Source organism: Acinetobacter lactucae (assembly GCF_001605885.1).
GTDB lineage: Bacteria > Pseudomonadota > Gammaproteobacteria > Pseudomonadales > Moraxellaceae > Acinetobacter > Acinetobacter lactucae.
The window spans coordinates 17,030-36,216 of record NZ_LRPE01000005.1; the positions used below are offsets into that span (position 1 = coordinate 17,030).

General features: G+C 39.4%; 13 protein-coding genes and 4 pseudogenes. 10 read left to right on the top strand and 7 right to left on the bottom strand.

What is annotated here, in order from left to right:
• Positions 1-2: 2 nt before the first annotated feature.
• The 3 genes from AWW73_RS02235 to sbnA all read right to left on the bottom strand — a co-directional run bounded on the left by AWW73_RS02235 (position 3) and on the right by sbnA (position 3,754).
• Positions 3-1,643, bottom strand: a complete 1,641-nt coding sequence (locus AWW73_RS02235) for an IucA/IucC family protein (protein ID WP_081409465.1) — start codon at positions 1,641-1,643, stop codon at positions 3-5.
• 71 nt (positions 1,644-1,714) lie between these two features.
• Positions 1,715-2,728: a 2,3-diaminopropionate biosynthesis protein SbnB gene (gene sbnB / locus AWW73_RS02240; protein WP_031948606.1), complete on the bottom strand. Its 1,014-nt coding sequence runs from the start codon at positions 2,726-2,728 to the stop codon at positions 1,715-1,717.
• 21 nt (positions 2,729-2,749) lie between these two features.
• Positions 2,750-3,754 (bottom strand): 2,3-diaminopropionate biosynthesis protein SbnA, encoded by a 1,005-nt coding sequence (gene sbnA, locus AWW73_RS02245; protein WP_031948605.1) that lies wholly within the window; start codon positions 3,752-3,754, stop codon positions 2,750-2,752.
• A 508-nt stretch (positions 3,755-4,262) separates the two neighbouring features.
• Between sbnA and AWW73_RS19125 the strand changes: the two are divergent.
• Positions 4,263-4,325, top strand: a pseudogene (locus AWW73_RS19125) (hypothetical protein); the annotation flags it as partial.
• 57 nt (positions 4,326-4,382) lie between these two features.
• On the opposite strand, the pseudogene AWW73_RS18890 reads toward AWW73_RS19125, so the two are convergent.
• Positions 4,383-4,676: pseudogene (locus AWW73_RS18890) on the bottom strand (nitrate transporter); the annotation flags it as partial.
• Between AWW73_RS18890 and AWW73_RS18330 the strand changes: the two are divergent.
• From AWW73_RS18330 to AWW73_RS02265, 3 genes and pseudogenes are all read left to right on the top strand, one after another.
• Positions 4,670-4,921: pseudogene (locus tag AWW73_RS18330) on the top strand ((2Fe-2S)-binding protein); the annotation flags it as partial. The pseudogenes AWW73_RS18890 and AWW73_RS18330 sit on opposite strands and share 7 nt — an antisense overlap.
• On the top strand, positions 4,906-5,532 hold the full coding sequence (locus tag AWW73_RS02260; RefSeq protein WP_062848627.1) for an RraA family protein: 627 nt from the start codon (positions 4,906-4,908) through the stop codon (positions 5,530-5,532). The pseudogene AWW73_RS18330 and the gene AWW73_RS02260, both read left to right, overlap by 16 nt.
• A gap of 21 nt (positions 5,533-5,553) precedes the next feature.
• Entirely contained in the window at positions 5,554-6,177 is a 624-nt protein-coding gene (locus tag AWW73_RS02265; protein ID WP_062848628.1) for a GNAT family N-acetyltransferase, read from the top strand.
• A gap of 369 nt (positions 6,178-6,546) precedes the next feature.
• Here the strand turns inward: AWW73_RS02265 and AWW73_RS02270 are convergent, their stop codons facing one another.
• Positions 6,547-8,742: a TonB-dependent receptor gene (locus AWW73_RS02270; protein ID WP_062848629.1), complete on the bottom strand. Its 2,196-nt coding sequence runs from the start codon at positions 8,740-8,742 to the stop codon at positions 6,547-6,549.
• A gap of 129 nt (positions 8,743-8,871) precedes the next feature.
• Between AWW73_RS02270 and AWW73_RS19130 the strand changes: the two are divergent.
• A pseudogene (locus tag AWW73_RS19130) lies at positions 8,872-9,072 on the top strand (hypothetical protein); the annotation flags it as partial.
• Between the two features lie 82 nt (positions 9,073-9,154).
• Here AWW73_RS19130 and AWW73_RS02275 read toward each other — a convergent pair.
• Both AWW73_RS02275 and AWW73_RS02280 read right to left on the bottom strand, forming a co-directional pair.
• Positions 9,155-10,177: an ABC transporter substrate-binding protein gene (locus AWW73_RS02275; RefSeq protein WP_062848630.1), complete on the bottom strand. Its 1,023-nt coding sequence runs from the start codon at positions 10,175-10,177 to the stop codon at positions 9,155-9,157.
• Positions 10,178-10,768 (bottom strand): ANTAR domain-containing response regulator, encoded by a 591-nt coding sequence (locus AWW73_RS02280; RefSeq protein ID WP_016140698.1) that lies wholly within the window; start codon positions 10,766-10,768, stop codon positions 10,178-10,180.
• Between the two features lie 384 nt (positions 10,769-11,152).
• Here AWW73_RS02280 and AWW73_RS02285 point away from each other — a divergent pair, with 384 nt between their 5' ends.
• The 5 genes from AWW73_RS02285 to mobA are packed head-to-tail and all read left to right on the top strand — an operon-like array spanning position 11,153 to position 19,112.
• Positions 11,153-11,494, top strand: a complete 342-nt coding sequence (locus tag AWW73_RS02285; protein ID WP_062848631.1) for a hypothetical protein — start codon at positions 11,153-11,155, stop codon at positions 11,492-11,494.
• An 11-nt stretch (positions 11,495-11,505) separates the two neighbouring features.
• Positions 11,506-14,052: a nitrite reductase large subunit NirB gene (gene nirB / locus AWW73_RS02290; RefSeq protein WP_062848632.1), complete on the top strand. Its 2,547-nt coding sequence runs from the start codon at positions 11,506-11,508 to the stop codon at positions 14,050-14,052.
• Positions 14,053-14,064: 12 nt separating this feature from the next.
• Positions 14,065-15,687: a nitrite reductase small subunit NirD gene (gene nirD, locus AWW73_RS02295; protein ID WP_062848633.1), complete on the top strand. Its 1,623-nt coding sequence runs from the start codon at positions 14,065-14,067 to the stop codon at positions 15,685-15,687.
• An 18-nt stretch (positions 15,688-15,705) separates the two neighbouring features.
• Positions 15,706-18,486, top strand: a complete 2,781-nt coding sequence (locus tag AWW73_RS02300; RefSeq protein ID WP_062848634.1) for a nitrate reductase — start codon at positions 15,706-15,708, stop codon at positions 18,484-18,486.
• Positions 18,483-19,112, top strand: coding sequence for a molybdenum cofactor guanylyltransferase (gene mobA / locus AWW73_RS02305; RefSeq protein WP_062848635.1), 630 nt, complete (start codon positions 18,483-18,485; stop codon positions 19,110-19,112). Before AWW73_RS02300 ends, mobA begins: the two co-directional genes overlap by 4 nt.
• Positions 19,113-19,187 lie beyond the last annotated feature (75 nt).

The window sequence follows — 19,187 nt, forward strand, 5'->3', positions numbered from 1 at the left end:
ATTTAGATATCCATGGTCTCATAGCTAGAAACAGACAAACTCTGATAAGGATTTGGCGTACTTCCGATTTTACTTGGCATGCCTGTTGAGTCGCTTTCTTGTGCAAGTAAAGGGGTAAGCAACTGTTTGAATGGCCAAGTCTTATTGTCAAAAAGATAGGTTTGAATTTGCGATTTTGTTTGTTCTGAAATGGGTTGGGTTTCTACAAAATCTTGAATAATGTCTTGAACCATCTCCCAAAAATCGCTTTCTGTACGATCCGTATATTTCAAGGTCGCTAAAGCAATCGGGTAGAGGTTAATTTGAATCCCTAAAGTAATGAAGTAGTTAAATAAGTCCTCATTTTTAGTAAAGATAAGATTGTTCGGCGTACTGATATCAATGGTATAGATCGGAGGTGTAAAACCGCTTTCTTCAATGGCTGTGGTACATATTCTTAGGGTATCGTGGTCACGTAAAATAAAACATTTAAACTTATTATTTTCATAACACACCATGGTGTTTTGCCCGTGGCATTCAGGCATGATGCCTTTCGACCAAAGGGTTAAGAATGTTTGAATAAAATGAACACTTAAGTCTTTTAATAATGACCATTTGTCACCTTCAACGCCTAAATTTTCCCATGGGTCAACATAAGTACAGCTTAAAGCTGACATAGTGATTGGAGTAATGTTTTGGTCTCGGCAAATATCCGGTAAATGTCGGACTTGGCAACCGATTACACCTAAATTTTTTACAATCGGCTCTTGTTTACCGAGTACCCACCAATGTGTTTCATTACTCAAAAAGAGACGATTTTTTAATAAAGAAGTTTCATTAATAACGTCATTTAAAAAATCATAAGCCGTATGCCCATTCATTAAATAACGGCCTGGCATAGAGCGGATTGCACCTAATGTCTTGGCATTGGTTGAGAGTTTTAAATGAAGAGTAGGGTTTGCGTTGTGAATAAGCGTTCTTAAAGAAGAAGTCGGTAAACCAATTGTGGTGACATGGTTTAGGTCAATACCTTCATACTTATTTTCATCAAGCTTTAAATAGCGATGTTGCGTCTCTAACAAAGGTAGGGCTAAGTAATCATCTGAAAGCTGAGCCATTTTGTCAGCAATAAGACTTTCCTCAACTTCTGATAACAGAAGCTCTTTGTGAGGAATCGATTCCATATTGTTGATGACGTCATCCTTCTTAAATGCCCACCAGTACACCTCAATTTCTTTTTGAGTGGTGAGTGGTGCAAGTTCACCTTTTGAGTGAGCGAATGGATGAAATGGGCGATCGGCTACCAGCGAGAGCAATTCACTAGTAATTAAAGGTGAAGAAAATGAAAGGGCTGACTGTAAAATTTGAGGAATTTTTTCAGCTGTTACTAAGTTATCTAGCCAATAATTAATCGCTTTTTGATGGTGTGGAGATGGCCACCAAGATGCTTTGGTTAAATAGTTAAAAACCTCAGAAATAGAAATTTTAGAAGTTGTATTGCTCAAGAGTTTATGAAGCAAAACTTCGGGTTGGGTAACATAGAAAGGATTTACACCATCTACTTTTAAACAGTTGAAATAGAGTTCTAACTCATCGTTTAGAGTAATTGCCAGATAAGGCTTTTTGTAGGAAATATGATCTCTAAAATCTCCATAATTCTCCATGTAGAGTGCATCTATCGTTTTTTGTAGTTGTGCTGTGTAAATCCGATCTAACATTTTAGTTATTCCTATTCTTATAAAAGCGGTAGAACCGTGCCAACGTTTTGTTCTTGTGCAGCATTGAAGAACCATTTAGCGCAGACAATGTCATCAATCGCCATGCCCATTGGGTTGAGCAAAATGATTTCATCTTCGTGTTCGCGGCCGTTTTTATGACCAATAATGATGTCGCCAAGTTCAGCATGTAGTTTTTCACGGCTGAATAAGCCATCTTCAACAAGTACGTTGATGACTTTCTTTTCACGGTTTGATTGGTCCCAGTCATCCACAATCACTTTGTCCACTTTTAAGAAGACTTCAGGCTCAATGTCCATAATTGAAATATTTGAAACAAAGCAGCCTTTTTTAAGCCACTCAAATGGAATGTAAGGTTTATCTGAAACTGTGCAGGTAATGAGGACATCGGCTTGTTGAATCGCAGACTTAGCGCTGCCATGAATTTCAATTTCTAAATTTGGATATTCTGATAAGAACAATGTTTTGAGTTTTTCAGCTGCTTCAGGGTTTACATCAAATAAATGTATTTTTTTCACTTGAGCATATTGTTCAAGTACAGTCTTAATCTGCATTTGAGCAATTGGTCCGCAGCCAATCACGGTAATGTCTGAAAAGTCTTTTTTCGCTAGATATTTAATTGAAACACCAGTAATTGCCGCAGTTCGCATGGCACTGATGAGACTGCCTTCCATCACCGCAACTGGATAATTTGTTTCTGAGTCATTTAAAACAATCAGTGCGCTGGCACGCGGAATATTGAATTTTTTAGGGTTATGTTGTCTTGAACCAATCCATTTAATTCCGGCAATTGGGTCGTTGCCACCTAAATAACAAGGCATTGCAATAATACGGTCGGCAATATGGTCTGCACCTTGCCAGCGAAGATAAGGTTTTAAGGGTTGTACAAACTGTTTATTTGCATGCAGGGTTAAACCTTCAGTAATCGCTTCAATAAATGAATTACTATGATTTGCGCCAAGATTTAATAAATCTGATTGACTTAAATAGCGAAGGGTAGCCAAATTGCTCATGAATATTTCCTAAGGAGAAGGTTAAACAACATTTTGTAAAGTAAGGTTTTCTTGGCGTCGTAAGTTTCGATTGAAGTGACGCTTCTTAATCATTTCGAACCATTCATCTTCATAAACCAAATCGAGATAACGGTCGCCGCGATCGGGCAACAGTGTTAAGACGCATGAACCTTCGGGAATGGTTGGAATCAGTTTTTTGATGGCTGAAATTGATGAGCCACTTGAACCACCTGCAAAAATTCCTTCATGCTCAAGAAGTTCTCGGCAACCGAGTGCCGACTCATAGTCATCTACATAAATGACATCATCAATTTCATCGGGGGAGAGTAGTGGTGGGACTGTACTTGCACCAATCCCAGGAATTTCGCGTGGACCAGATGTGCCACCGAACAACACAGAGCCGACGATATCGACTGCGATCACTTTTAATTCTGGAAATCTTTCTTTAAGGCGACGAGATACGCCCATAATCGTGCCAGAGGTACTTGCTCCAATCACGAGGTAATCAATCTTGCGATCAATTTGATTTAGGATTTCTTCTGCTTCTCCAAAATAATGGCTTTTCCAGTTATTTGGGTTTGCATACTGATTAATCCAAACAGCATTTGGCAGCTGTTGGCAGAGTCGTTTTACAGTGTCAATTCTGGTTTTCAAATAACCGCCGTTTTGATCTTTTTCAGAGACCATTTCGATATTGGCCTTGTAGAGCTTCAACATTTGTAAGTTTGCTGAGGCAATTTTTGGGTCAATAACGGCAGTAAATTTTAATCCATATATTTTGCAAGCCATTGCAAGCGCAATTGCTAAGTTCCCTGATGAGCTTTCAACAATATGACTATCTTTATTAATCACTCCAGATTTCAGGCCTTCCTGTAGCATGAATAATGCCGGACGGTCTTTAATGCTTCCTCCTGGGTTTAACAATTCCATTTTCGCAATCACTGAGATCGATTGATGCGTGAATAGCCTTGATAATTGTAGTAGTGGTGTTTTACCTATGCAGTCGAGAATATTTTCATGGATCATGGTAGATCTTCTCAGGTTTTTATGTGGTGTGAATGATAATGATTATTAATTTAATTATTATTACTATTTGTGCCATGATTGTTGCGATTTGTAACTCAAAACAGGAGGGACTTAGAGGATTTTTCACTAATTTTTTTTATCTAATTATTTGAATCGTAATATTTAAGTTTTACAAAAGGATTAATAAATAAATCTTTTTAAATATAATGACATAGGCAATAAATTACTTTTAAGCTAAAAAAATTAATTTAATTAAAACGCATGCTTGAAATTACTTTGAAGAAATAAAATGAAATTTATGATCTGACCCACATACTTTATGTATCACTATTCTGTAGAGGCCATAGAATAGTTTTTATGCTTAAAAAGAGAGAAGTATTTAAAAAACTGACTTAAGATGCTTTGAATAATGAACTGAAAGTGATCAAGTGGCAGCTATTGATATAAAAATGTCTGAAAATTATATGTTTAAATAGATATGATCATTTCCATAAGCGCTATATTTTCAATGGATCAGTTGAGCCTAGAAAATATAGTAATGCGTGTTTCGCATTTTGTCTTATGGGTCTTTTAAGCTGCCTTTTTTATAAAAGACAGCTTTTTTATGCTGATTTGACGACTCAATAGCTTATGACGAAGATCGCTGTTTGGCTTGTTTATAGGCCTCAAGGTTAATGCACTGAGCTCCCAAGCTTGTGATTTCTGCTTGGTCGATTTGAAGTTCATCCCACTTTTGCATTTGTTCGAGTAGCCAATAAAAGTCTTCTACTTTTGGAAGAGCACTTTCTTTTACTAAATGACGAACAATATTCTGAATCATATAATATTTATCGACATGCACTTCTTCTGAGCAATGAAAACGTACAATTCCAGACTCGACTAATAATTTTAAAATTGGGGCAAAATCTTCTAATTCACCAAGCCTTACTCAGCCGTATCCAGTTTCAACGGCAGTTTTTGATAGATTTACCTGCAGCTGATCTGGGTCTAAAACAGAACCCATTTTATTTACTGGATCAGAGTCGGCAGCAATCGTCCACCACCTACCAACGTAAAAAATGCTGCTTTTATTTTCAGTTACCTGAAGCACAGAATGAATATTGTGCAAGTTGTCCATTACTGAGACAAGATAAACACAGAGGTCAATACTCATGCAAGACCAGTTAAATAATTTAATCCAGAGCTATGCAGGTATTGCCAGTTCAACCATTGGTCATGTATTGGACCAAGGGCATTTACCACAGATTCATGCGATTAACCAAATTGGGCATGCGGTGGGCCGAGTGCGTACGGCTACATTGCATTCAGTCAATGGTATGGCACTGCGTCAGGCTTTGCTGAACAGCCAACCGGGTGATGTACTGGTCATTGATGCACGTCAGTTGGAACATCGTGCCTGTTGGGGAGAACAGAGACATCGCGCTGCCATATATCATCAGCTTGCCGCTGTAGTGATATTGGGTGCTGTAACGGATATAACTGCTTTAAGAAACATGAAGGTCCCCGTTTTTGCTTCATCGGTCAGTTATCTGACTACACGTCAGCAGGGAGAGTGTGTAGTGGAGTTTGACCAGCAAATACAGGTGGGAGATACCTGTATTTCCTCTGGTGACTTAATGGTTGGAGATGCCGATGGTGTGTTTATTTTGAGTCCAGATATTGCCCGTCATCATCTTGAGCAATTTCAGCAAATGGAAATCCAAGAACGGCAGAAACGGGATCAGTTTTTTAGCGAACATTCAGCACAAGATTATTACCACTTTACTGCATCTGCATGAAATTGAATTGAGAAAATATTTATGATGACATTATCTTCACAGCTGTTGGATGAGTTCCATTACGAGGAAAGAGGAATAGCCTATGGATTAAGGGCTGTGCAACTCCCGCAGGATTTTCCATTATTGTATAAATGGATGCATGAACCTCATGTGATTCCCCAGTGGCAGCTGAATAAACCGGAGCTTGAACTGGCAGTTTACTTTGAAAAGATGATTTGTGATGATCATCAGCGGTTATTTATTATTACGATTGAACATACTGATGTGGGTTATCTTGAGATATATGAAGCCAAGCGTGATCGGCTGGCGCTTTATTATGATGCTGATGACTCTGATCTGGGCTGGCATATTTTATTTGGTGAAAAACATGTGCTTGGGCAAGGGCATTTCAGAGCTGTTATGCGCATGATGAGTTATTTTATTTTTGAAAATTCAACTGCCAGTAGAATAGTGGGTGAGCCGGATGAAAATGTAAAATCTTATGCCTATATTGCAGAAGATATTGCTTATCAAGCGCAGAAAAAAATAAAGATGTTAGAAAAAACAGCAGTTTTATATCATTGTTATCGAAATGAATTTTACTCACGCTGTGGAAGTTATCGGCAACGTGATGGACTAAATGAATTAGAAATGAGAGTACAGTAAAATATAATAAATCAACAACTTAATTTTTTATCTCAAATAGTCAGGACCAGTTTGATATACAGCATCATTTTTCATAATCATATGCTCTTACATACCATTTTAATCCATGATCGATTAAAGAATGAGGGGCAAGTTTTTTTGGGAAAACCTAAATCAGACTGTTAAAAAAAGTCGAATTTTAATATCTGTATTTCTCTCTAATAGAATAAGAGAGGCTACATGAAATTGTGAAAGTTGATTGATAATTAACCGTTAAACGTGACAAATCATTAAAAAAAGTCCAGACACTAGGGTTGGACTTTTTATTAAATAATAAGGCATATTACGTTAATTTTAGAAAATTTAGAACAGTCTCTCCCAGTTCTAAATTTAATAATTTATAGTATAACTTAGCACAAAAGTACGACCTTCGGCTGGGATTGCTAACAATGAGTTAGCATTGGTTACTGCTGCTTGTTGAGCGAATACAGTTTTATATTGATTTCCCCATAGATTATAGACACCAAAGTCCACACGACCTTTCGCCACAGGGAAGTGTGCTAACACATCCATCGTGGTATAACCTTTAATCTCTGCAGCAGAATTATAATCATCACTATAATTTTTGGCTTTGAGTGCTATATCATCTTTGTACGCCTTATCAGTTCCTTTGACTGCCAACATTTGAGCACGTACACCATAGCCCTCTGCATTATTCCACTCAGCAAACAATGTACCTTTCATTGGTGAAACTGTAAAAGCATTTAACTCATGCCAAGAATCTGAAGCATCCTTATATTGTCCGCGCGTATAACCTAAAGTACCACCTACTTTATAGTTGTCCATAAATGGATAACTCACTGTGGCTTCTGCGCCATAAATACGTTGATCTGTATCTACAACTCTTACATCACTATTAGCAAAGCTTACAAATTTGTCAGAAGTATTATAAAAACCTGTTAAACCTAGATTTAATCCATCATTCGGATTCAATCTCCAACCTAATTCATAACTATTTACAGCAATAGGTACAATACCAGAAGAGTCAATATTTGCTGTTATACTATTTCCACGTAATACGCGTTGTACATCTGGATAGCTATAGCCCTGAGAGAAATTGGCATAAAGTTGTTGTGTATCTGTAAGTTTGTAAACAGTTCCTAAATTAAACAGAAATTTATCACTATCTGTCGAACCTGATGGTCTATATGTAGAGTCACTTGCTGGACGCCCATTACGGTAGTAACTATCGTTATCTGCTTGAATATATTGATAACGAACTCCAGTTTGAATACTTAGATGATCCGTTAGCGCATAATCCCCTTGTAAAAATGCCCCCATATTTTGAATCGTTGTATCTGGCCCATAATCCGATACATAATTATTAGGATTAGACTCTTTAAATCTTAAATAACTACTATCAGATTCTAACCAGTCCACATATTGGTGATCTTTTTCACGGTCATAATCTAAACCATAAGTCAGCTTCAAGTCTTTATCGGCAAGTTTTAACACTGATTGTATTGTTGCACGAATACCTGCGTAATCAACATTCGACTGCGATTGAGAATAAGTTGTGGTCGTTCCTCTACGGGCTGGATAAAATCTAGATTTCTCATTACGGTAAAAAGCTTCAACGTTGAGGATTTGACCTAAAAAATCAGTATTTTGATATTGAGTATTTACTGCATAACGCTTTGTAAAAGGTTGGTTATCTAGCTCTAATCCTTTTTTAGGAACATAAAATTCCGAAGTTGTATCGTAATCCACTCCATAATCTGTATCCTGCTCATCTTGATAATACTGCGCACCAAAACTTAAACTTTGACTATCGGTCAAATTAAAATTCAAGCGACCATTCACATCAATGGTGTCAGTATCCATAGTGCTGCCTTGCCAAGGGCTTAATGAAATACGATTCCCATTACCATCAAATTGAGAGCCACGGTTAGTATAGTCTATGCCAAGAAAACCGTCGACTTTATCATTTGCAAATGAAGCCGTTTGGCCAACTTGATAAGCCAGGCTGTCACCGCGGAAATTATCGGCTGATGTCACACCTAATTTTGTTTGAAAGCTAACAGGCTTAGAGTTGTCAGCACGTTTGGTAATAATATTAATAATTCCGCCAGTCGCACCTGAACCATAGATACTGGTCGCACCTGAAACGATCTCAATATGATCAATCATATTTGGGCTAATACTATTCAACTGACGGGCTACATCACGGGAGCCAGTTTGTGATACGCCATCAATCATCACCAGTACATTTCGTCCGCGCATAGTTTGACCATAATTACTGCTCGTTCCACTGCTTGGTGCTAAAGATGGAACTAGTTGTGCCAAAACATCTGCAACTTTACGACCTGGACCAGCCTGTTGCGCAATTTCATCAGCAGAAATGGTTTGAACTGTTCCTGCAATTTCAGCAATGCTTTTGGGTGTACGTGTCGCTGTTATCACAATTGTCGGAAGTTTAGCTTCAGCATTTTGTGATTCGGTAGTTGTTTTAATTGAACCATCGGCATAAAGATGGGTACAAATTGCTGTTGTAAGTACGCAAAGACTGAAGGGTAACAAGCGCATTTTTATTCCCAATTAGTAAATATTAATATTGGTGCAAATAGTAGTCATTATCATTATAGATGTAAATGGTAGTCATTACTATTATGGGTATAAAATCTTTATTAGTTATTTAATATGGTAATCCACCTAAAAATAAAGGGTTATGCGATTATGGACGCCCTAGTGAATTTTCCAGTTTATAAGGGGCGAGTGGATTTTGGAATTTATAACGTGTGGAATAAAGACTATCGCACGGTTTATAGCTAGCAGTTAGAAATTACCTTTTCACCAGTGTCTAGTATGCGGGCACAAGGGCATACCTTAGGTTTGAATTATACTTTTAATTATTAATTGATTTTAGCTAAAAGCTGGTGTTAAGTTTTTAACCTTCACTTATCACCAGCTTTTTTATGCAGATTTGAGACTAGAGAGCTTATGAAGAATATCGCTGTTTGGCTTGTTTATAGGCCTCAAGATTAATGCACTGAGCTCCCAAGCTTGTGATTTCTGCTTGATCGATTTGAAGTTCATCCCACTTTTGCATTTGTTCGAGTAGCCAATAAAAGTCTTCTACTTTTGGAAGAGCACTTTCTTTTACTAAATGACGAACAATATTCTGAATCATATAATATTTATCGACATGCACTTCTTCTGAGCAATGAAAACGTACAATTCCAGACTCGACCAATAATTTTAAAATTGGGGCAAAATCTTCTAATTCACCAAGCTCTTGCTGAGCTTTCATAATTGCGGTGGTGAGCGCAACTAATGTTTGTGGATGTTGCTTGGCCCATTCTTGCGTTACGGCTAAAACCTTGTCAGCTACAGATGGAATAATGTTTTGACTGGAGCAAATCATTTTACTTAAACCAAGAAGCTCACCTTGGGTATTCCAAGGTTCACCCACACAAAAACCATTAATAACATGATTATCCAGTGCTTCTACCATATAAGGTGGTGGTAATGTTTTGAGCTGGATCGACTGCGCGAGTTTTAGATTTGCTAAAGCTAACCATTCTCTTAAACAATAATGGTGAATAGAATGCTTAAACACATGCGCTAACGAAATGGAGTGACCTTGTTCAATATAATGGCTCACTTTTTGTGAAGACATTTGCGCGGTGTCATTTTCTTGAATTGCAAGTTGATGGGTAAGCTTTTGGCTTAAGCTAATGAAAGCACGGTTTTCACTTAAAACTAGTGAGGTTTGTAAAGGTGTACCAATTTGATCCGCGCCTACAGCGGCTGCAGGTAACATCGCCGATAAGCAGTGAGCTGCATCTAATAGTCCAAAAGCAAGACGGTCGCGCAGACTTGCCCAAGATGCTTCTTTAACTAAAGTGACATCTAAACCTTGTTCTTCAAAGAAACCTCTTTGTTTTGCCCAAAGCAATGCAAGACAATCAAGCAAAGGAATATAGCCGAGTTGTAATTGAGTCTTTTCTAATGTGCTCATTTATTCATCCTTAAGTTGATTGCCAAGTAATTTTTGAGCGTCAAGTAAACGCCGTGCCATTTCTCCAATCGTAATCCGGTGGCTCATCGCATTTTTTCTAAGAAGCTGGAATGCAGTTTCTTCAGGTAGGCCATGCAGTTGCATAAGTAACACTTTGGCTTTTTCAACATCTTTACGGTCGGCAAGTTTGGTTTGAGCCTCTTTTAAATCACCTTCAAGTTTTTTGTGCTTTTTATATTGTTCAATTGAGATTTCTAAAATGGTATGCAAGCGGGAAGGGTCAATGCCATCGACAATATAAGCAGTGACTCCCGCATCGATGGCTTGTTTAATGGTGTCTTTATCAGAATTTTTGGTAAATAGAACTGTAGGCAGGTCATAGCTACTGACACAGCTTTCAATAATGTCACGATGAGGATGATCCATATCAAGCAAGATCACATCAGCTTGCAAATGTTCTAGACGAAAGATATTTAAATGATCCAAAGTAAGGCATGCAACTACTTCAAAATCATTTTCAAGCAAACTTTTTCTTATATAGTCGGCTCGCGCATGATCATCATCAATAAGGGCTATTTTGAGTTTTGGCATAAGTTCAGAAAATCAGGCTAAGAAAATGCGCCAATTCGACGCGTTTTTGTTATCAATTATTTAAGCAAGATTAATGCCATAGCAAACTAAAGAAAAAATCGAGCTTTAACGTTAAATTAGCATGCTTAATGGCATAATTGATCAATCTTGGTGCAAAAATGCGATTCATTTTGTAGCAGAGCGTATTTTTACCTGACCATTATAAATGTGCAACATTAGAGCAGTTCTCCATATGAGAATATTCGCTTCTATATTTTTAAAAATTTTATCTATATGAAAAATAATAATAAAAAATAATTAATTTAATTTTTTTGAAAGCTGGCATGCAAAATGCTTATTTATTAACAGGTCGAAGACGACCATAAGTTTTAAAGACGGCCAAAGATGTCCGTTCTGATCGAGTTTGTGAACATTCAAGTGTGCACAAAGAAGTTACGTTCAGTCGGAGTGAAGGCCATGTCTTTATTTTTATTGCATAAAAAATTTACATCTGAATTATTTAATTTTTCAGTTCCAGCGATGCGAGCCTTCTCTATGAGGGGGCTCGCTTTTTTTATTTATTTTTATGACTTTGCTGTGCATTGGGTGTCATCAACGAGTGAAAGAAATGTATTCCAAGCAGCTATCTGCTTTGTGAGATTGATTCGCTTCTCGGTAGAACTACAAGGCAAAAAACAACGTCTATTTGAGAACGCAATAACGCAGCGTAAAAGCAACGTGATTTGAGGAGAAACACTATGAAATTGGTAATGATTGGTCATGGTATGGTGGGCCACAAATTCATCGAAGCCATTTTAGAAAAAGCAGATGATGAACTGGAAATCACGATTCTCGCGGAAGAGCCTCGTATCGCGTATGACCGCGTACATTTGACAGAATATTTTTCGGGGAAATCGGCAAAAGATTTATCTTTAGCTCGTTTTGACTTTGCTGATGCGCATGGCATTGACTTACGTCTTAATACTAAAGCAACTGCAATTGATACCACTGCACAAACAGTCACAACTAACCATGGTGATGTCATCAGTTATGACAAATTGGTGTTGGCAACTGGTTCGTATGCATTTGTTCCACCAATTCCGGGTAATGACCGTGAAAACTGTTTTGTTTACCGTACGATTGAAGACTTAGACGCGATTCGTGCAGCAAGTCTTAATGCAAAAACAGGTGTAGTGATTGGTGGTGGTTTACTTGGCCTTGAGGCCGCCAAAGCGTTGCGTGATTTAGATCTAGAAACACATGTTGTTGAGTTTGCGCCACGTTTAATGGCAGTTCAAATTGATGACTTGGGCGGTAAAGTTTTACGCCGTAAAATTGAAGACCTTGGTGTAAAAGTTCATACACAAAAAGCGACTCAATCTATTGAATCGGGCAACAGCACTACACATGTAATGAAATTTGCAGATGGTAGTGAACTTGAGGCAGATGTCATTTTATTCTCTGCCGGCATTCGTCCACGTGATGAGCTTGCACGTAATAGTGGTCTCGCGATTGGTGAGCGTGGCGGTATTGTAATTAATGATTACTGCCAAACATCAGATACCAATGTCTATGCCATTGGTGAGTGTGCGCTTTGGCAAAATAAAATCTATGGCTTAGTTGCACCGGGCTATGACATGGCACGTATTGCAGCAAAACACATTTTAGATGAAGAGTGTCATTGCTTCGCTGGTGCAGACATGAGCACTAAGTTGAAGTTGATGGGTGTGGACGTTGCCTCTGTAGGTGATGCGCATGCTATGACGCCGGGTGCATTAAGCTATTTCTATGCAGATGAGCATGCACTGGTTTATAAAAAGATTGTTGTAAATGCAGATAAAACCAAATTGCTTGGTGCAGTTTTGGTGGGTGATGCAAAAGAATACAACGACCTTTTACAAATGATGTTAAACGGTCTGGCTTTACCAGAAGTTCCTGAAAGCTTGATTATGCCGGGCTTTGAACAGTCGGCAGGTAAGTCAGGTGGTAGCGGTGTAGATTTGTTGCCAGACAGCGCAACGATTTGTTCATGTAACAACGTATCAAAAGCGGACATTTGCCAAGCGATTTGCGATGGCTCGACTTCTTTAGGTGCATTAAAGAAATGCACCAAAGCAGCAACAGCATGTGGTGGTTGTGCACCATTAGTGACTCAAGTGTTGAAATCTGAGTTACAACGTCAAGGTGTAACGGTAAATAACCACATTTGCGAACACTTCCCGTACTCGCGCCAAGAGTTGTATCACTTGGTTCGTGTTAATGAAATTAAAACCTTCGATGATTTGATTCATCAACATGGTCATGGTTTAGGGTGTGACATTTGTAAACCTGCTGCGGCAAACATTTTGGCCTCTTGCTGGAATGATTTCGTACTTGAGCCAAGTCATGCAGGCTTACAAGACAGTAACGACTATTACTTGGGTAACATCCAAAAAGATGGTTCTTACTCGGTTGTGCCGCGTATGGCAGGCGGTGAAGTTACTCCAGATGGTTTAATTGCCATTGGTCAAATCGCGAAAAAATATAACCTGTACACCAAAATTACTGGCGGTCAACGTGTTGACATGTTCGGTGCGCAAGTTCACGAGCTTCCATTCATTTGGGAAGAGTTAAATGCTGCTGGTTTCGAGTCTGGTCATGCTTACGGTAAATCATTGCGTACCGTGAAATCATGTGTGGGAAGTACTTGGTGCCGTTACGGGGTAGACAACTCGGTTGGTTTGGCGATTGAACTTGAAAACCGCTATAAAGGTTTACGTTCACCACATAAATTAAAAATGGCTGTGTCTGGATGTACACGTGAGTGTGCAGAAGCACAAGGCAAAGACGTCGGTATTATCGCGACCGAAAAAGGTTGGAACCTTTATGTATGTGGTAACGGTGGGATGAAACCACGTCATGCAGAGTTACTTGCGTCTGACCTTGATAAAGCAACGCTCATCCGCTACATCGACCGTTTCTATATGTTCTACATTCAAACCGCAGACCGTTTACAACGTACCAGTGTATGGCGTGACAACATGGAAGGTGGTTTAGATTACCTTAAATCTGTTGTTGTAGATGATTCTCTTGGTTTAGCTGCTGAGCTTGAACGCCGTATGGAACACATTATTGGCACCTACCAAGACGAATGGCGTACTGCGGTAGAAAATCCTGAAGTGCGTAAACGCTTCCAAACCTATATCAATGCAGGCGCGAGTGAACAGGCCGATCCACACATTCAATTTACGACTGAACGTGGTCAAATCCGTCCATTAACTGATGCTGAACGTTCAGAAGATCGCATTCCAATGGTTGAAGCATAAAGGAGAATTTCTATGAATATTGTACAAGACAAAAATATGCTTCCTGATGATCAATGGATTGACGTGTGTGCACTCGATGATTTAACCCCGAACACTGGCGCGGGAGCGCTAGTGGGCGGTCAAGCGGTTGCAATCTTTCGTGTGGGTCATGAAAAACGTGTTTATGTATTGAGTAATAAAGATCCATTTAGTCAAGCGAATGTGATGAGCCGCGGGATTATTGGTGATTTGCAAGGCGAACGTGTCATTGCATCACCAATCTATAAACAACATTTTAGTTTAGCGACGGGCCGTTGTTTAGAAGATAAAGACCAAAAGCTTTCAGTTTATCCAAGCAAAATTGTTGATGGTCGTGTTTGGATCAATGCAGTGCCGCAAAAAACTTATATTACCAATACAGGTGTGTCTCAAGACAAACTTAAACTGGTACTGATTGGAAATGGCTTGGCAGGTATGCGTTGTCTAGAAGATTTACTTGATATGGCCCCAGACCGTTATGAAGTTACAGTAGTTGGTGAAGAACCTTGGGGGAACTATAACCGTATCATGTTATCTCCGGTTTTATCTGGCGAAAAAACCATTGAAGACATCATGTTACATCCACCAAAGTGGTATGATGAGAAAGGCATCAAATTTATTGCGGGTGATAAAGCCGTAAAAATTGATCGTCCGCGTAAAGTGGTTTACACCGAAAAAGGCCAGACAGTTGATTATGACCGTTTGATTTTGGCAACAGGCTCAGCACCATTTATTCCACCAGTTCAAGGTGTTGATTTAAAGGGTGTTCTAACTTTCCGTGATATTTATGACGTTAACACCATGATTGAATACTGTGGTTCAAAAACTAATGCGGTCGTAATTGGCGGTGGTTTACTGGGTTTAGAGGCAGCATATGGTTTAAAACAACGCGGTATGAATGTCACAGTCCTGCATTTGATGGACCGTATTATGGAACGCCAACTTGATGGTCGTGCGAGTCAGTTACTGCGTTATAGCATTGAGCAAAAAGGCATTCAAATCATTACCGAAGCGAATACCGAAGCGTTAATTGGTGATGAAAACGGTCATGTGAAGCAAATCCGTTTGAAAGATGGCACGGTTTTAGAAGCCGATCTTGTGGTATTTGCAGTCGGTATTCGTCCAAATATTAGCTTGGCGCAAAGTGCCGGTTTACGTTGTAACCGCGGTGTGTTGGTCAATGACACCATGCAAACGTTTGACCCAAGTATTTATGCGGTGGGTGAGTGTATTGAGCACCGTGGTCAAACTTTTGGTTTGGTTGAACCATTGTGGGGCCAAGCATTTATTTGCGCGACACATTTAGCAGAGCACGGCAGCTTAACTTTTAAAGCACCTACTGTACCAACTCAGTTAAAAGTCAGTGGTGTCGATGTGTTCTCTGCGGGTAACTTTGAGCCGAAAGATGATTATGAAGACATTGTTTTAAACGATGAAAAACGCCAGATTTATAAGCGTATTATCATTCAAAGCGATCGAGTAATCGGTGCAGTACTGTTCGGTGATACTGAAGATGGTATGTGGTATTCAGAGTTAATTGCAGATCAAACACCTGTTTCTTCATTTAGAAATAAGCTGCTATTTGGTCGAGATTTTGCATTAAAAAATGCAGGCTAAATAGGGAAAGGAGCAGTTATGAATAGTATTCCAAGTGTTGAAATCGATAGCTCCGACCATGTTGCAAAAATCACCAAAACAACATGTCCATATTGTGGGGTAGGTTGTGGTGTCAGTGTAAAAGTCCAACAAAAACCTCAAGGACCTCTGGTACAAGTTGAAGGAGATGCTGAGCACCCTTCCAACTTTGGACGCTTGTGTATTAAAGGTAGCCGCTTGGCGGATACTTTGGGGTTGGAAACACGTGTTTTACAGCCGATGATAGGGCGCAAAGCTGATCGGGTGGTAACGACATGGGATGCGGCAATCAATAAAATTGCCGATAAACTCCAAGCTTGTATCGACCAATATGGCCGTGACAGCATTGCATTTTATGTTTCAGGTCAGCTTTTGACTGAAGATTATTATGTGGTGAATAAGTTTGTAAAAGGCTATTTGGGTACAGCTAATATCGACACCAACTCACGGCTTTGTATGTCATCTGCGGTGGCAGGTCACAAACGTAGCTTTGGTGAAGATATTGTGCCTGCAAGTTATGAAGATTTTGAGCATGCAGACATGGTGGTCTTAGTCGGCTCTAATACTGCATGGTGCCATCCTGTGCTTTATCAACGGATCATGCAGGCTAAAAGCCAAAATCCAGATACGTTTGTCGTGGTAATTGACCCACGTTTTACCAGTACTTGTGAGCAGGCTGATTTACATTTATCGATTTTGCCGGGTCAAGATGTCGCTTTGTTTAATGGTTTATTTCAATATTTATATGGAAATGGACATGCTGATCAGGCTTTTGTGGATGCTTATACCGAAGGTCTGCAAGAAGTTTTGGCAAGTAGTCAGCCAGAAACTGAAATTGAATATGTGGCAAAGCGTACGGGAATTGCACTCGATAAATTACAGCAGTTTTTTGAAAAATTTGCTCAAACTGAAAAAGTCATTACTCTATTTTCAATGGGTGTGAATCAATCAAGTCAGGGTGTAAATAAAGCCAACAGTATTATTAACTGTCATTTATTGACTGGAAAAATTGGTAAGCTCGGCGCTGCGCCGTTTTCAATGACAGGTCAGCCAAATGCGATGGGTGGCCGTGAGGTGGGTGGCCTAGCCAATATGTTGGCTGCACATATGGATTTAGATAACCCACTACATCAAAAAGTAGTTCAAACTTTCTGGGACAGTCCATTCATTGCAACTCAAGCGGGTTTAAAAGCAGTTGATTTATTCCGTGCCGTTGAAGCCGGAAAAATTAAAGCCATCTGGATTATGGCGACCAATCCAGTCGTGAGTTTGCCAGATGCCGATCAAGTCAAACGGGCATTAGAGAAGTGCGAGTTAGTCGTCGTGTCAGATATCTGTGCAGATACGGATACTACTGCTTATGCTGATGTCTTGCTTCCAGCTTTAGGGTGGGGAGAAAAAGATGGAACTGTGACGAACTCTGAGCGCCGTATTTCTCGTCAGCGAGCATTCTTACCTTCGCCAGGTGAGGCAAAAGCAGACTGGTGGTCGGTGAGTCAAGTCGCAAAAAAATTAGGCTTTAATGGTTTTGATTTCGCGAGTGCTGTTGATATTTTCAATGAGCATGCAGCGTTATCTGCACAAGACAATGCAGATATGGATGTGCGAGAAGAGAGTAATAATTTCCGTTATTTCAACCTGAAAGGATTAATGAACCTAAGTAATGACGAGTACGATGCTCTACAACCAGTGCAATGGCCAGTGTGGAATAAAAACCAAGACGCTAAAGCCGTTCAACAACTGTTTGGCAAGGGCCAGTTTAGTCATAAAAATGCCAAGGCGAAATTGATTCCAACTGTTGCAATTGATCCAGTTCATGCAATTTCGGAAGACTATCCACTCATTCTAAACACTGGACGTATTCGAGACCAATGGCACACCATGACGCGTACCGGTTTGTCACCAAATTTGACCAGCCATCGCGCTGAACCATTCTGCGAGATTCATCCGAGTGATGCCTTGAAATTTGGTGTACGTGATCAAGGCTTGGTAGAAGTTCGCTCGAAATGGGGCAGTTGTGTACTACGCGTAACGTTCTCATCTGGTGTACGCCGTGGTCAAATTTTTGCGCCGATTCACTGGACTGAACAGGTCGCATCCGATGCCCGTATTGGTAAAGTCGTTAACCCCGAAGTCGATGCAATTTCAGGCGAACCTGAGTTCAAACATACGCCTGTAACCATTCAACCATTCTATACGACTTGGCAAGGCGTGCTCTATATTCGTGAAGGATACGATTCGCATATTCAAGAATCGCTACATCACTGTGCATGGTGGACCAAGGTCAAAATGCTGAAAACCAACCGTTATGAACTTGCAGACCGCCAAACTTTTCATGACACGCAGAAGAATCTGAAAAGCTTTTTGCCATTTGCCGATGAAACTTTTGAATGGTTAAGCATTGAAGATATTTCCTCACAACTGAGTCATAGCATTATTTTGAAAGATGGCATTGTAATTGCAAGCTTATATATTGCACCGCCAGATTTATTACCGGACCGTGACTGGGTCGCAAGTTTGTTTAAACGGGAACGTTTAAGTGCCTTACACCGAAAAGCGTTACTGGCTGGCATGCGAATGTCTGCTACAAATAATGACGGACCTTTAGTCTGTAGTTGTTTTAAAGTAGGTAAAAACAAAATTATAGACGCAATCAAAACTCAAAATATTACTCATGAAAAGCAAGTGACGGCTTGTTTAAAAGCAGGTGGTAACTGTGGTTCATGTTTACCTGAAATCCGTGGTTTGATTAAAGCTTGCCAACAGGAGGTAGAAGTGTGAATAAGGGGTATCCCATAACTGATATGGTCATTCTGGCGGGCGGACAAGCTCGCCGTATGAATGGTTTAAATAAGCTATTGCAGCAATTTGATGGTGAAACGCAACTGATTAAAATTCATCAGAAATTAAGATCATCAGTGTCTGAAATTTGGGTGAATAGCCATCGTGATTATTCAATTTATCAAAGTATTGTGCCGGACATTCAATGTTATCAAGATGATGCAGCAGGCTTTTTTGGTCCACTCATGGGAATGAAAAGTGCATGGTCAAATGTAAGCGCAGATTATGTTTTATTTATCCCTTGTGATGTAACTTATATTCCTACCCAAGTCGTTGCAAAATTACACAGCGCACTTCGGAAAAATAAACAGGCTCAGGCAGCCTATGTTTCAATTAACGGAGATGCCTTGTACCCATTTTGTCTATTAAAACGTGAAAACCTTAGCACAATAACCGAGCAAATTGAAAAGCAACGGTTAAGTTTGAAAGAATGTTTTAAGCTTTTACATGCCCAAGTCGCTATATTTCAAAAACAAAACCTATTTTTTCATAGCATTAATTCATTGGATGAGCTTCAGCAATACAAACAAATCAAAGCATTTAAAGAGATATTTTCGACAAATTAGAAGTTTAACCATATCGATTTGAAATTTACATTGATAATCTGAAATCATTTTTTAAAATTTTGAGTTATTGACTAT

Excerpts from the sequence above, each read along its gene's own strand:
- AWW73_RS02260 (WP_062848627.1), top strand. The coding sequence starts at position 4,906 with ATGCAAGACCAGTTAAATAATTTAATCCAGAGCTATGCAGGTATTGCC.
- sbnB (WP_031948606.1), bottom strand. The coding sequence starts at position 2,728 with ATGAGCAATTTGGCTACCCTTCGCTATTTAAGTCAATCAGATTTATTA.
- AWW73_RS02280 (WP_016140698.1), bottom strand. The coding sequence starts at position 10,768 with ATGCCAAAACTCAAAATAGCCCTTATTGATGATGATCATGCGCGAGCC.
- AWW73_RS02300 (WP_062848634.1), top strand. The coding sequence starts at position 15,706 with ATGAATAGTATTCCAAGTGTTGAAATCGATAGCTCCGACCATGTTGCA.
- AWW73_RS02285 (WP_062848631.1), top strand. The coding sequence starts at position 11,153 with ATGTCCGTTCTGATCGAGTTTGTGAACATTCAAGTGTGCACAAAGAAG.
- sbnA (WP_031948605.1), bottom strand. The coding sequence starts at position 3,754 with ATGATCCATGAAAATATTCTCGACTGCATAGGTAAAACACCACTACTA.
- AWW73_RS02235 (WP_081409465.1), bottom strand. The coding sequence starts at position 1,643 with ATGGAGAATTATGGAGATTTTAGAGATCATATTTCCTACAAAAAGCCT.
- nirB (WP_062848632.1), top strand. The coding sequence starts at position 11,506 with ATGAAATTGGTAATGATTGGTCATGGTATGGTGGGCCACAAATTCATC.
- AWW73_RS02270 (WP_062848629.1), bottom strand. The coding sequence starts at position 8,742 with ATGCGCTTGTTACCCTTCAGTCTTTGCGTACTTACAACAGCAATTTGT.
- nirD (WP_062848633.1), top strand. The coding sequence starts at position 14,065 with ATGAATATTGTACAAGACAAAAATATGCTTCCTGATGATCAATGGATT.
- AWW73_RS02265 (WP_062848628.1), top strand. The coding sequence starts at position 5,554 with ATGATGACATTATCTTCACAGCTGTTGGATGAGTTCCATTACGAGGAA.
- AWW73_RS02275 (WP_062848630.1), bottom strand. The coding sequence starts at position 10,177 with ATGAGCACATTAGAAAAGACTCAATTACAACTCGGCTATATTCCTTTG.